Origin of the sequence: Kribbella soli (assembly GCF_004331345.1) — a bacterium.
GTDB classification, from domain to species: Bacteria; Actinomycetota; Actinomycetes; order Propionibacteriales; family Kribbellaceae; genus Kribbella; species Kribbella soli.
The window spans coordinates 622,182-634,968 of sequence record NZ_SJJZ01000003.1; the positions used below are offsets into that span (position 1 = coordinate 622,182).

Genomic DNA, 12,787 nt, shown 5'->3' on the forward strand with positions numbered 1-12,787 from the left:
TCTGCCCACCGACTACGCTCCGAGACGTGTATGGCGATGTGGACATCCCGGCCGAGATCCAGCGGGCGCTGAGCGGGTTCCTCGATCGGCAGGAGGAGCGGCTGACCGCCATCGGCCCCGAACTGGCCGAGCAGGTGCAGGCCGCGCGGGACGCGACCAGTGGCGGCAAGCGGCTGCGTCCGTCCTTCTGCTACTGGGGTTTCCGGGCCGCGGGCGGCGATCCCGCGCAACCGATCCTGACTGCCGCGGCGAGCCTGGAGATGCTGCACGTCAGCGCGCTGGTGCACGACGACGTGATGGATTCCTCGGACGTACGACGGGGCGCGCCGGCCGCGCACCGCCGGTTCGAGGCGCTGCAGCGAGAACGGTCCGCGAAGTCGGGACACGGCGCGGATCCGGTCGGGTTCGGCGTCGGCGCCGCGATCCTGCTCGGAGACCTGTGCCTCATCTGGGCCGACGAGCTGCTGCACACGTCGGGATTCGACGCAGCGGCGCTCGCCCGGGCGGAGAAGTACTTCGACGCCGTACGAGTCGAGGTGACGGCCGGGCAGTACCTCGATCTGCTCGCGCAGGCGAGTGGCGAGTCGGACATGGATCTGGCGCTGCGGGTGCTGCGGTACAAGTCGGCGACGTACACGATCGAGCGGCCGCTGCACGTCGGTGCCGCGTTGGGTGGCGGGGACGCGCAGCTGATCTCGTCACTGTCCGGGTACGGGTTGCCGTTGGGCGAGGCGTTCCAGTTGCGGGACGACCTGCTCGGGGTATTCGGGGATCCCGCTGTGACGGGCAAGCCGGCCGGGGACGATCTGCGCGAGGGCAAGCGGACGGTCCTGATCGCGTACGCCGTCGACCACGCGTCGGAGATCCAGCTGACCGAGTTCAACCGGCTCTTCGGGCGCCGGGACCTCGACGACGACGAGATCCAACTGCTCCGCGAGATCCTCCAGGACTCCCGCGCCGTACAGGCCTGCGAAGACCTCATCACCGAGCGCACCGAGGACGCCCTCGACGCCCTCGACCGCGCTCCCCTGGCCGACGACGCCGCCCGCAAGGCCCTCACCGACCTGGCTGTCGCGGCGACCTCACGCGTCGTCTAGTTACTGCTCCGCCAGCATGTTGATCAGGCGGAGGAGGTCCGCGGTGGCGGGGAGGTTGCCGAGGACGATGACCTTGAGGACGGCTCGCTCCTCGTCGTAGATCGTCTCGGCCTTGAGATGGACCGCCTCGGGCTGGTTGAGCGCGCCGTGGATGTGGGTGCTGAGGCGGTCGGCGGTCGCTCGGTCGACCGCGTCGATATGCACGATGCTGGACGCCTCGACGTGGCGCGTGGAGCGGTCGACGTCGACCACGGCGGCCGGCGTACCGGTGAATTCCTCGAGGTCCTCGCGGGTGATCCGGTACTGCTTCCCGATCCGCACGGCCTTCAGACGGCCGTCGCGGACGTAGTTCCGGATCGTGCGAACGTGCAGGCCCAGCTGGTTCGCCACCTGCTCCACCGAATACAGCTCCTGGGCCATCTTCTCAGCGTAGAGCACTTCCTTAGAATTCCCTATAAATAGCCGATTCCAGGCACTTACGGTATTTTGAGGAACATGGTGCTACTAGCTGGGGTGCGGGTCCACGTGAGCGACACGGCACTCACGAACGAGAGCGACGCCGTGCAGCTGATCGTCGACGCGCATTACGCGCATCAGGCCGAGTGGATCGCGTTCGCGCCGGAGCAGTTGGGGGACGAGTTCTTCGAGCTGAGCAGCGGGCGGGCCGGTGCGATCACACAGAAGTTCGTGACGTACCAGATGGGCCTGGCCGTCGTCGGCGACATCTCGGAGCGAGTCGCGGAGAGCAAGCCACTCGCGGACTGGGTACGAGAGAGCAATCGCGGTCGCAATCTCCTGTTCGCCGCGGACCTCAGCGAACTGACCGAGCAGCTACAGCACCGGCAGTGACCTCAGCAGGTCGGGCGTTTCCGTCTCGGCGATGAGCACCCGGAGCTGGCCGGAGTTCGTGGTGTCCTCGACGAAGATCTGCAGCGCGACGTCGACCGTGTCGTGGTCGTGTTCGAGCAGGTGCCGCAGCCCGGTCCACAGCACGACCTCGGGTGCGCCCGTCGACCGGTCGCTCAGCGAGTCGGCCAGCGCGTCCCAGTTCCGGCCGAACCAGCGCGGCAGGTCGAACGCGGTCGCGCACAGGTCGAGGAACCCGGCCTTGTCGTGGATCTCCCCGGTGTCGAGCAGCACGAACCCGAACCCGGCGGCGGCAGCCTCCCGGCGTACCTCGGCCGCGGCCGGAGCGGATGGCCAACGGTAGACACCAGGCCGCAGCCCTTCGGCCAGCAGCTTGCTCAGCGAGCTCATGAAGTTCCCCCGTCTTCCGCGACCCGGCGGAAGGACTTGTAATGGTCGTCCGTGTAATAACGCTCACCGGCGTTCCCGGTCACGATCCGGCGGGCACCTCGGTCCTTCTCGCCCGGTGTCTTCACGGTGTACTCGTGGTAGTAGCCGCGGTCGTGCTTCGGCAGGATCTTCTCCAGGTTGCCGAACACCACACCGTCGCGGCTGTACGGGTACGGCCCGCCCTGGTCGATCAGCTTCAGCGTGTCCTGCCCCTCCTTCGGCAGGTCCGCCACGGCGACGTACTTGAGACCGCTGGTCGGATCGACGTCACCAGACGTCTTCGTGTCGGCAGCACAGCCGAACAGCGACGCCGCCAGGGTGATCACCAGCATGGCGATCACGACGACCGCGACGATCCGCGCGGCCTTCGGGTTGTTGATCACCGAAGCCTCCGGGTGAACTCGGCGGCCGCCTCCCCTGGGTCGTCCGCCTCGGTGATCGCCCGTACGACGACCACGCGCGTGGCCCCCGCTTCCACTACCTCGTCCAGCCGCTCGAGGTCGATGCCGCCGATCGCGAACCACGGCTTCGACTGCTTGCGACCGGCCGCGTACGACACCAGGTCCAGACCGGCGGCCTGACGCCCCGGCTTGGTCGGCGTCGCCCACGTCGGCCCGACGCAGAAGTAGTCCGAACCCACCTCGTCGACCGCGGCGTTCACCTGGCTGAACGTGTGCGTCGAACGCCCGACGACCGGACCGGGCCCGACGATCGCGCGAGCGGCGTGCACCGGCAGGTCACGCTGTCCCAGGTGCAGTACGTCGGCGCCCGCGGCGAACGCGATATCAGCGCGGTCGTTGACGGCCAGCAGCTTGCCGTGTCGCCGGCACGCGTCCGCGAACACCTCCAGCGCGGCCAGCTCGTCGGCAGCCTCCATCTCCTTCTGCCGGAGCTGCACGATGTCCACGCCGCCGGCCAGCGCGGCGTCGAGGAACTGTTCGAGATCGCCCTGCTTCTCGCGCGCATCCGTGCACAGGTAGAGCCGGGCATCCGCGAGACGGTCGGTGTGGTCAGTCACACCCCAAAGCCTGCCATGTCCCCGCAGAAGTAGGCTTGCGGCATGCCTGAGCACACCTCCGAGGTAGTCGTGATCGGTGCCGGGCTGATCGGTCTGGCGACCGCGTGGCGACTGGCCGCAGACGGTATCCAGGTGACGGTATGTGACCCCACGCCCGGCGCACAGACCTCGAACGTCGCCGCCGGCATGCTCGCCCCGGTCACCGAGGTGGAGTACGGCGAGGACGATCTGCTGGCGCTCAACCTGGCTTCGGTGAACGCCTGGCCCACCTTCGCCGCCGAGCTCGAGGAGCTGACCGGACAGCCCGCGGGCCTCCACCAGACCGGCACGCTGTCCGTCGCGTACGACGTGGACGACGCAGCAGCGCTCCGCAGGCTCGCCGACTACCAGCGACGCCTCGGCCTCGAGGTGGAGGAGCTGTCGGGTCGCGACGCCCGCCGCCGTGAGCCAATGCTCGCCACAGGAGTCTCTGGTGGCGTCTGGGTCCCAGGTGATCATTCCGTCGACAACAGGCAGGCCGTGGCGACTCTGCTCCGCGCGGTCGAACTCTCCGGCGTACAGCTCATCCGCCAGCGCGTGACCCGAGTCATCACGTCCGGTACGACGGCACTCGGCGTACAGCTCGAGAACGGCGACACGGTGCACGCAGGCCACGTCATCGCGGCAGCGGGACCGTGGTCGTCGCAGTTGGACGGCGTACCCGAGGAGCTTCGTCCGCCGGTGCGTCCGGTGAAGGGTGAGGTACTGCGGTTGCGGGTCCCGGAGGCGTACCGCCCGGCGCTCCAGCACACCGTGCGCGCTACAGCCCGCGGCTTCTCGGTCTACCTCGTTCCACGACCAGGTGGCGAGTTGGTGATCGGTGCGACCACCACCGAGCTCGGTTACGACACCCGGGTGCTGGCCGGCGGCGTGTTCGCGCTGCTCCGCGACGCGCGGACCGTGCTGCCCATCATCGACGAGCTCGAATTCGTGGAGTCGATCGCCGGCCTCCGCCCCGCGACACCGGACAACGCGCCGATCCTCGGCCCGTCCGGCCTGGATCGGTTGCTGTGGGCAACCGGCCACTACCGCAACGGCGTACTGCTGACTCCCGTGACCGCGCAGATCCTGGCCGAGACCGTGCGCACCGGAACGCTGCCGGACCTCGGAAAGCCCTTCCTCGCCAGCCGGTTCGGGCACTGACTCACCGTTGCCCGCAGCAACCGGAAAGATTGTGAACGACAACAATGTAGTTCAGCCTTGAATTGTAACCTTTGCGTTACAGGCGTAACACCAACCCCATCCGCCCCTGTTGTCACATCCGTACCAGCACATACGGTCAGGTGACGTTCACACGGGGAGTTGGTTGCGATGCGCAACGTCGTACGGATATTGAGCGGCCTGGCAGTACCGGTGCTGACCGCGGCGGTGATCACCGCCGGTTCACCCGGTTTCGGTGCGTACAAGGTCAAGGAGGGTGACACCCTCAGCCACATCGCCGGCCGCTACGGCACGACGGTCTCGACGCTGGTCGCGCTGAACAAGCTGCCCGGCAACGGTAACGCGATCTACGCGGGCGAGGTGCTCAAGGTTCCCGGCAAGGGGTCGACGACGACCACCGCCAAGACACCGGCGAAGCGCTCCCAGCTCGGCCGGGTGACGTACGTCGTGAAGCCCGGCGACACCGTCTCCGGGATCGCGAAGCGCTTCAAGTGCTCGCAGGCCAACCTGCTCGCCGCGAACGGGCTGAAGGCGGGCGCCCGCATCTACGCCGGCAAGCCGCTGCAGGTGCCGGTGAAGGTGCGCCCGAAGGCCCGGACCGACAACACGTTCGCCGGGCGCACGTACGCCGACCACATCGTCGCCGCGGCCAACCGCAATCGGGCCACCCTGAAGAAGCGCAAGCTGCCGACCCGGACCCAGATGCGCTCACTGATCGTGAGCACCGCGAAACGGTACGGCGTCGACCCGGAGCTCGCGCTCGCGGTCAGCTGGCAGGAGTCCGGCTGGAAGCAGCGCGTCGTCTCCCCGGCGAACGCGATCGGCGCGATGCAGGTCATCCCGTCGACCGGCCGGTTCGCCTCCCGGCTCGTCGGCCGCGAACTGGACCTGCTGAAGCCACGCGACAACGTCACTGCCGGCGTCGTCCTGCTGAGCCGGCTGACCGGCGCCGCCAAGCTCGACATCGCGGTGGCCGGCTACTACCAGGGGCTCGGCGGCGTGAAGAAGAACGGCATGTACGCCGACACGAAGCTGTACGTGAAGAACGTGCTCCGGATCAAGGCGCAGCTGGAACGCGGGTGGGATCCCCTGCGGTGAGCCTGAGCCTGTCACGCTGAGGCGTTATCTACACTCTCTGCAGAACGGTTTGGGGAGAGGCGGCTCACCGCAAGTGACGGACGACGTGGACACGCAGGTCAGCGACCGCCTCGTCGGGCGAGTGCTCGACGGTCGGTACCGCGTCGGCGCGCGCGTCGCCAAGGGCGGCATGGCCACCGTCTACGAGGCGCTGGACATGCGGCTGGACCGCACCGTCGCGCTCAAGGTGATGCACGACGGGCTCGGTGACGACGCCCAGTTCACCCGCCGGTTCGTGGCCGAGGCCCGCGCCGCCGCCCGCCTCTCGAACCCGAACGTGGTCGCCGTCTTCGACCAGGGCGACGACGACGGCACGCTGTTCCTGGCGATGGAGTACGTGCGCGGCCGCACATTGCGCGACGTGATCCGCGAGGAGGCACCGCTCTCCCCCGCCCGCGCGCTGGACCTGCTGACACCGATCCTGTCCGCGCTGTCGGCCGCACACGACGCCGGCATCGTGCACCGCGACATCAAGCCCGAGAACGTCCTGATCTCCGACAAAGGCGCGGTCAAGGTCGCCGACTTCGGTCTGGCCCGCGCGGTGAGCGCCAGCGGCAACACCGCCACCCAAGGGCTCCTGATGGGCACGGTGTCGTACCTGGCGCCGGAGCTGGTCACCGACGGCAGCGCGGACGCCCGCTCGGACGTGTACTCGGCCGGCATCCTCCTGTACGAGATGCTCACCGGCAACAAGCCGCACTCCGGTGACACCCCCATCCAGGTCGCCTACGCCCACGTGCATGCCGACGTACCCCCACCGTCGCTCGAGCAGCCGAGCATCCCGCCGTACGTCGATGCGCTCGTACAGCGCGCGACCGCGCGGGATCGCGACCTGCGGCCGACCGACGCGAGGGTGTTCAGCCGGCAGGTGCACCGGGTGCGCAGCGCGCTCGACGAGGGGCTGCCGGACGATCCCGAGCTGACCGGTGACCTGACGGTGCCGATTCACCAGATCCGGCAGGACAGCGGGTACGACGACGGCTACACGCGCGGCGAATCGCCCCCGGACAGCCAGCCGATCCGCCACGACACGATCGTCGTACCGGTGGACCACGGACGACCGACGGGCGCTCCCGCCAAGACACCGCCACCTGCACCGGCGCCGCCACGGCGCAGGTCCCGGGGACCGATCGCGCTGATCCTGATCCTGGCGGTCGCGATCGGCATCGGTACGTCGGCCTGGTACTACGGCATCCACCGGTACACCACCACGCCCGACCTGGTGAACCTGGAGCCCGCCGCCGCGACTGCCAAGGCGGAGCAGTGGGGCCTGCGGACGAGCCTCGACAACCAGGACTACTCGGAGGACGTGAAGCAGGGCCATGTCATCCGGACCGACCCCAAGGCCGGTGACCGGATCCGGAAGAACGGTGACATCGGTCTCACCGTCTCCAAGGGGCCGGAGCGGTACCGCGTGCCGCAGCTCGTCGGTCTGCAACTGGACGCCGCGCAGCAGGCGCTGTCGCCGATCAAGCTGATCACCGGGCAGATCATCGAGCAGTACAACGAGACCGTGCCGCAGGGCAAGGTGATCGCGATCAGCCCGAGGTTCAACACGGTCGTGAAGCCGGGGACCGCGGTGAACTTCGCGGTCAGCAAGGGCAAACGGCCGATCACCGTCCCGGACCTGACCGGCAAGTCGTACAAGGACGCGAAGAGGACGCTGACCAAGCTCGGGTTCGTCGTCGGGCGCAGCACGCAGTACGACGAGAAGGTCGCCGAAGGCAACGTGATCAGCCAGAGCCCCAACAACGGCACGCTGTTCGCCAAGGACAAGGTCTCGCTGGTCGTGTCACTCGGCCCACCGCTGGTCGCGGTCCCGGACGTGAAGCGGAAGACCACCGCCGACGCGCAGAAGATCCTCGGCGACGCCGGCTTCAAGGTCACGGTGCAGAAGGCGCCCTTCAACCTCGGCCTCAACATCGTCGCCGCCCAGAGTCCCGCCGGCGGCCGGAAGGTCAAACCCGGCAGCACCATCGTGATCACCGTCCTTTAGGGCCGGTTTTGCCTTGCACGCAAGGCGTCTGATCTGATGTCCGGCGTGAACCACCCGCGTCTCGCCGTACTGGCCCTGCTGTCGGTTGCGGCCGCCTGGGGGTCGACGTTCTTCCTGACCAAGGACCTGCTCACCAGGATGGACGTCGCCGACTACTTGGCGTTGCGGTTCCTGATCGCGTCGGTCGCGCTGATGCTGGTCCATCCGCCCGCGATCGCGCGGCTGAGCCGCCTGGACCGCGGCCGCGCCGTTGCCCTCGGCATCACGTACGGCATCGCCCAGCTCCTCCAGACCGAGGGCCTGCGGCACACCTCGGCGAGCGTTTCCGGCTTCGTCACCGGCATGTACGTCGTCTTCACCCCGCTGCTCGGCGCCGTGATCCTGCGGCACAAGATCGGCCGCTGGGCCTGGGTCGCCGTGATCCTCGCCACGACCGGTCTCGGCGTACTGTCCCTGCGCGGCCTCAGCCTCGGCCACGGCGAGCTGCTGACCCTCGCGTCCGCCGGTCTCTACGCGCTGCACATCATCGGCCTCGGCGCCTGGTCGACGTCGAGGAACGCGTTCGGCCTGTCGTCACTGCAGATGATCGTGATCACGTGCGTCTGCGCGATCGGCGCCCTGCCCGGCGGGTTCTCGGTGCCGAGCACCGGCGGCGACTGGGTGAGCGTGATCTACATGGCCCTGGTCGCCGGAGCCCTCGCGCTGATCGTCCAAACCTGGGCCCAGGCGCACCTGACTCCCACGCGCGCGGCGATTGCGATGACAATGGAGCCAGTGTTCGCCTCGACGTTCGCTGTGCTGTTCGGCTCGGACAGCCTCACCTGGCGGATGCTGGTCGGCGGCGCACTGGTGGTGTCGGCCATGTACCTGGTCGAGCTGGCGCCACGGCGTAAGTTCGAGGCGGAAGTGCAGCACCTGGCCCAATAGTTGGGCCCATGGGTTCGGAACAGCAGGGGGAGGGTTTATGCGGGAGGGGAACCGGCGACGGGAGCGGTGGTTCCCGCGCGTCGTGATCACCCTCCTGCTCGCGACGCTCACCGCTGGGACCGCCACCAACCTGGTCCGCAACCCGCAACCACGTCTGGTCGCCGACGGCGTCCCCGGTGACGCTGCGCCCGTACACGCCGGTTCGTCGCTCCGCAGTGAGCAGTACGACGACGACCTGGTCCGCCACGCGCTGGCTGACCTCGACGCGCTCACCCTCCCGAACGGCGCGACCCTGGCCGGCTGGGACGGCCCGTGGCGGTACGTCTGGCCGCGGGACGCGTCGTTCGTCGCAGCCGCGCGGTGCTCCGTCGGGCAGTACGACCAGGCGTTCGACGTACTGTCGTTCCTGGACCTTGTCCGGCCGTCGACCGGTCGCTGGCAGGCCCGCTACACCGACGCCGGCGGTCACGTCGACGACGGCCGCGAACCGCAGCTGGATGCGTCCGGGTGGGTGCTGTGGGCCACCTGGTTCTGCCGCTCAGGCAAGCGGTACTGGGACCTCGTCGAGGAGTCGGCCGACCAGATCGTCAGTGAACTGGGAGCCGACGGGCTGCCTGCGCCTTCCTCTGACTACTGGGAGCGCTCCGAGAAGGAGCTGACGATCGGAACGGTCGCCCCGTTGCTGACTGGCCTTCGGTCGGCCGTGCTGATCGCCACCGAGCAGAACCGTCCGGCCGAGGCGACCCGTTGGCGGGAGGCCCTGGACAAGTTGTCGGCGGCAACCGACCGGGTGTTCGGGCCGGACTACCCACGGACACCGGCTCGAGCCACGAGCTTCGTCGAACCAGGTGTCGAACCGATCAGCATCGGCGGCGGTGCCGACGCGTTCGTTGCTGTGCTGGGGCCGCCGTTCGCCCCGGCCCGGCCCGTCGTATCCACGGCGATCGACCGGGCGCGCGCCGTACTCACGCAGCCCAACGGTGGCGTGACGCCTGGCGAGTCGTGGCGTGCTGACGGCGTGTCCTGGACGCCTCAGACCGCGTTGTTCTCGTTGAGCGCCGCGGCGCGCGGGAATCGCTCCGAAGCCGAGGCGATGCTCTCCTGGCTCGACCAGCACCGGACCAGCACCGGCGCGCTGCCGGAGAAGGTCAACCGGGACCTGGAGCCGGCCGGTGAAGCTCCCCTTGCCTGGACCGCGGCGTTGGTCGTCCTCACCAGCACAGCGCTAGAAGGCTCCCTGCCGATCCCTGGCTAGGTGTGCCTCTTCGCTCGCCTCAGCTCGCGGAGCCTCAGCCGACGGAGCCTGTGCCGACGGAGCCGCTGACGCAGGGTCTCGGACCCGCGCCGCTCGTCCTTCTTCAGCCAGGTCCATCCCCACGCGCCGAGCGCGAACACCACAGCGGCGATGGGGACGGAGCTGTACATCGCCAACGGCGACCTGTTGAAGACCTCGTCGTGCGAACTGACCCAGACCGTCACCTGCTCGCCCTCGTCCGGACGGTTGCAGGTCGTCATCACGCCGTGGTGCGTGGCTCCCTGTGCGTCCGTCCAGGTCAGGTCGACCTCGTACGACGTGCCGTGGGTGCGCTGCGTCCCCTTGTCGTCCTTGCTCTCGGCGCACGGGCCATCGTCCACGGAGGCACCGGCAACACCGACCACCTTCTCGGTGCGGAACGTCGCCTGCTCGAAGAAGTCGTCGGGATCGTCGGATCCCAGCAACAGGGCGAGCCCGAAGATGATCGCCCACACGAGCGCACCGGCGATCGCCCAGCCGACGATGAACAGAACGCGGCGCATCCCAGCACTCCCTCGTACGTCCCCCCGTGAACGTCACAGCGGTGGAGTATAGGCCTGACGTCGTGTCAGCAGATCTCCATCACGTCGTGGGTCGGCGCGTCCGGTCGCGCCGTACTCGTCTTGCCCGAGTAGAAGAACGCCGTGGACGAGATGTCGTCCTGCAGCGGCAGGTAGCGTCCGCCGGAGCGCCAGCCGAGCGCCTGTACGTCGACGCGCAGCCGCTCCTTGAAGCGGACCGGGTCTGGCAGGTGGAAGCGGTACATGCCGAACCGCTGCTGGCTCTGGTACTGCCCGTCCGGCCGGATCACCTGCGGCATACCGAGGTACGGCGTACTGAACTCGGTGTAGCCGCCCAGGTCGGGTACGTCGAAGTTCCACGCGCCACCGAAGTAGTCCTCGGTACCTGTGCCGCAGATGGTCGGGAACTCGTCGTCACCGTCCAGGTAGAACTTCACCTCGCCCTCACCCCACCAGCCGGTGCTATTGACGCCCCAGGCCAGGTAGGTGCCGACGTAGTGCCCCGGCCCTTCCACACCGTCCAGCAACGTGTGGACCGTCTTGGAGGGCAGCGGGTTGCTCCGGCGCCACTGCGCGTGCAGGTACGCCGACTTGTCCGGCACAGCGCCCAGCCAGTAGTCCACCTGGAAGTACACGACCACTGCCTCGTCGTGCGTGTTCTCCAGGGTCAGCTGCGCCTGCGACTGGAACGGCATCTCCCAGTAGCAGTTGAACCCGCCGTTGGGGTTCACAGCGATCGGCAGCGAGCTCACTTGGGCGAACTTGCCCCAGCCGGAGCAGAAGAAGTCGCCGACCGGTGTCTCGATCGCGGGTGCGGCGTCACCGTCCCAGAACGTCCGCAGTACCAGCCGGCGCCAGTGGTCGACGTGCGTGGTCAGCCAGATGTGCGTGATGCAGCCGGACCCGGCGATGTCCGCCAGCGTCACGGTCTCCCCCGGCCCGATCTCGATCGACGGCGAGACCTTCCAGCCCTGGCCGAGGTCCCGCGCCGCCCGCGCGCCGGTCCCCTCGGTCCGCCGTCCACCCTGACCGGGCTCGCCGGTGGGGTTCTCCGCACTGATGGAGCGCGACTCGACGTCGGCGAGCGCACTGATGCCGGTGAGGTTCCCAAGAGTCATACCCGCGACCTTAGGCCGCACCCGGTTCGTCAAGAAATCGATTGCCCAGCAAGTGGGACTCGGCCGGGTGCGACGCGACCGCACGATTCCATGGATGCTTATATTCATCGTTGGTTATATTGCTGGCATGGAGAGTCGGCGCGGGACGGTCTTCACGACGGGCGACGGACGGACGGCGATCAGGTTCGAGCGACTGCTGCCGCATCCGCCTGAAGACGTGTGGCGGGCGATCACCGATCCTGCGCGGCTGTCCTCGTGGTTCCCTGCCGTGGTGGACCTGGATCGTCCGGTCGGGAGTGAGCTGTTCTTCGCGGTGACGGAGGAACAGCAGCGGAGGTACGGGATGGCGGACGACCCGGACCGCAAGCCGAACGGTCGCCTGCTGCGGAGCGAACCGCCGACTGTGCTGGAGTACGAGTGGGCCGGCGAAACTCTCAGCTGGGAGATCGCTCGCACTCCGACGGGTAGCCGATTGGTGTTCACCAACGTTCTGTCCGATCCCGAGGCAGCTGGACCTGCGGCCGCAGGCTGGGAGGCAGGCCTGGAGGTCGTGGAGGCTCAGCTCGATGGCAGACCCATCACGTGGGACCCGTTGAACAGAGCCGAGGAGTTGGCTGCCGCCTACGAGTAGCCGGGTGATTTGAGGCCGGGCGGTTCAGCAGGGGCGGACCTTGGCGTCCAGGCCGTGGGTGAAGGAGAGGCAGGCCCAGGGGCGGCCCTGGTCGCGCTTGGCGCGGATGATGAGTGGGTAGGCGTCTGCGCCGCGTACCTGCGGGGTCTTCTCAGTCGGGAATGAGCCGACCGCTCCCCCGCGTGCTTCGGCCGCAGCCTGCACGTCCGCGACGGACACCGCGCTCTGGGCGTTCTTCTGCGCCGCGTTCTTCGCGTCAGTAGCGACCTGGAGCGCGAACTCGATCTCCGGCGGCTTCGACCAGGTCGTCTGCGACACCGGGATGATCAGCCCGAACATCCCCAGCCCGACACCCGTCACGATCTGCCGCAGCCGCCGGGTCTGGTCGGTGAGCAGCAGCGCGGCGCAGGCCACCGCAAGCAGGACGGTGAGGCCGCGCAGGATCCAGTGCCGATCGAGACGGCTGTCGACGGCGAGCCCAGCCACGACTGCGATCAACAAACAGAGCCCGGCCGCACCCAGCGCCCGAGCCCGTGGAGACAGAGATTGCAT

15 protein-coding genes and 1 pseudogene are annotated in these 12,787 nt (G+C 68.5%); 9 read left to right on the forward strand and 7 right to left on the reverse strand.

Going from position 1 to position 12,787, the window contains the following annotated elements:
* Positions 1-26: 26 nt before the first annotated feature.
* Positions 27-1,097 carry a polyprenyl synthetase family protein gene (locus E0H45_RS25855; RefSeq protein WP_131342022.1) on the forward strand — a complete coding sequence of 357 codons (1,071 nt, stop codon included), beginning with the start codon at positions 27-29 and terminating at the stop codon, positions 1,095-1,097.
* Here the strand turns inward: E0H45_RS25855 and E0H45_RS25860 are convergent, their stop codons facing one another.
* Complete coding sequence (locus E0H45_RS25860) at positions 1,098-1,517, reverse strand: helix-turn-helix domain-containing protein (protein WP_131342024.1); 420 nt, start codon at positions 1,515-1,517, stop codon at positions 1,098-1,100.
* A 75-nt stretch (positions 1,518-1,592) separates the two neighbouring features.
* Here E0H45_RS25860 and E0H45_RS25865 point away from each other — a divergent pair, with 75 nt between their 5' ends.
* A complete protein-coding gene (locus E0H45_RS25865; RefSeq protein WP_131342025.1) occupies positions 1,593-1,946 on the forward strand; it encodes a DUF4180 domain-containing protein in 354 nt (117 codons plus the stop codon).
* Here E0H45_RS25865 and E0H45_RS25870 read toward each other — a convergent pair.
* The 3 genes from E0H45_RS25870 to thiE are packed head-to-tail and all read right to left on the reverse strand — an operon-like array spanning position 1,929 to position 3,411.
* Positions 1,929-2,354, reverse strand: coding sequence for a barstar family protein (locus tag E0H45_RS25870; protein ID WP_131342027.1), 426 nt, complete (start codon positions 2,352-2,354; stop codon positions 1,929-1,931). The two genes, E0H45_RS25865 and E0H45_RS25870, sit on opposite strands and share 18 nt — an antisense overlap.
* A complete protein-coding gene (locus E0H45_RS25875; protein ID WP_202872517.1) occupies positions 2,351-2,776 on the reverse strand; it encodes a guanyl-specific ribonuclease in 426 nt (141 codons plus the stop codon). The genes E0H45_RS25870 and E0H45_RS25875 overlap by 4 nt, the downstream gene beginning before the upstream one ends.
* Positions 2,773-3,411, reverse strand: a complete 639-nt coding sequence (thiE, locus tag E0H45_RS25880) for a thiamine phosphate synthase (RefSeq protein WP_131342029.1) — start codon at positions 3,409-3,411, stop codon at positions 2,773-2,775. The genes E0H45_RS25875 and thiE overlap by 4 nt, the downstream gene beginning before the upstream one ends.
* Positions 3,412-3,453: 42 nt before the next feature.
* Here thiE and thiO point away from each other — a divergent pair, with 42 nt between their 5' ends.
* From thiO to E0H45_RS25905, 6 genes and pseudogenes are all read left to right on the forward strand, one after another.
* The gene (gene thiO, locus E0H45_RS25885; protein WP_131342031.1) at positions 3,454-4,593 is read left to right on the forward strand and encodes a glycine oxidase ThiO; all 1,140 of its coding nucleotides are present in this window, start codon (positions 3,454-3,456) and stop codon (positions 4,591-4,593) included.
* Positions 4,594-4,761: 168 nt separating this feature from the next.
* Positions 4,762-5,709: a lytic transglycosylase gene (locus E0H45_RS25890; protein ID WP_131342033.1), complete on the forward strand. Its 948-nt coding sequence runs from the start codon at positions 4,762-4,764 to the stop codon at positions 5,707-5,709.
* An 85-nt stretch (positions 5,710-5,794) separates the two neighbouring features.
* A pseudogene (gene pknB, locus E0H45_RS25895) lies at positions 5,795-7,531 on the forward strand (Stk1 family PASTA domain-containing Ser/Thr kinase); the annotation flags it as partial.
* 6 nt (positions 7,532-7,537) lie between these two features.
* Positions 7,538-7,744, forward strand: coding sequence for a PASTA domain-containing protein (locus E0H45_RS43980; protein WP_475009184.1), 207 nt, complete (start codon positions 7,538-7,540; stop codon positions 7,742-7,744).
* A 36-nt stretch (positions 7,745-7,780) separates the two neighbouring features.
* Positions 7,781-8,671, forward strand: a complete 891-nt coding sequence (locus E0H45_RS25900; protein WP_131342037.1) for a DMT family transporter — start codon at positions 7,781-7,783, stop codon at positions 8,669-8,671.
* Positions 8,672-8,708: 37 nt separating this feature from the next.
* Complete coding sequence (locus E0H45_RS25905) at positions 8,709-9,926, forward strand: glycoside hydrolase family 15 protein (RefSeq protein ID WP_131342039.1); 1,218 nt, start codon at positions 8,709-8,711, stop codon at positions 9,924-9,926.
* Here the strand turns inward: E0H45_RS25905 and E0H45_RS25910 are convergent.
* Together E0H45_RS25910 and E0H45_RS25915 are read right to left on the reverse strand one after the other, a co-directional pair.
* Positions 9,923-10,468, reverse strand: coding sequence for a hypothetical protein (locus tag E0H45_RS25910; RefSeq protein ID WP_131342041.1), 546 nt, complete (start codon positions 10,466-10,468; stop codon positions 9,923-9,925). The genes E0H45_RS25905 and E0H45_RS25910 overlap by 4 nt on opposite strands.
* Positions 10,469-10,533: 65 nt before the next feature.
* Positions 10,534-11,604, reverse strand: a complete 1,071-nt coding sequence (locus E0H45_RS25915) for a glycoside hydrolase family 172 protein (RefSeq protein ID WP_131342043.1) — start codon at positions 11,602-11,604, stop codon at positions 10,534-10,536.
* Positions 11,605-11,731: 127 nt separating this feature from the next.
* On the opposite strand from E0H45_RS25915, the gene E0H45_RS25920 reads away from it, so the two are divergent.
* On the forward strand, positions 11,732-12,235 hold the full coding sequence (locus E0H45_RS25920) for an SRPBCC domain-containing protein (protein WP_131342045.1): 504 nt from the start codon (positions 11,732-11,734) through the stop codon (positions 12,233-12,235).
* Positions 12,236-12,259: 24 nt separating this feature from the next.
* Here E0H45_RS25920 and E0H45_RS25925 read toward each other — a convergent pair whose 3' ends face one another.
* Entirely contained in the window at positions 12,260-12,787 is a 528-nt protein-coding gene (locus E0H45_RS25925) for a hypothetical protein (protein ID WP_131342047.1), read from the reverse strand.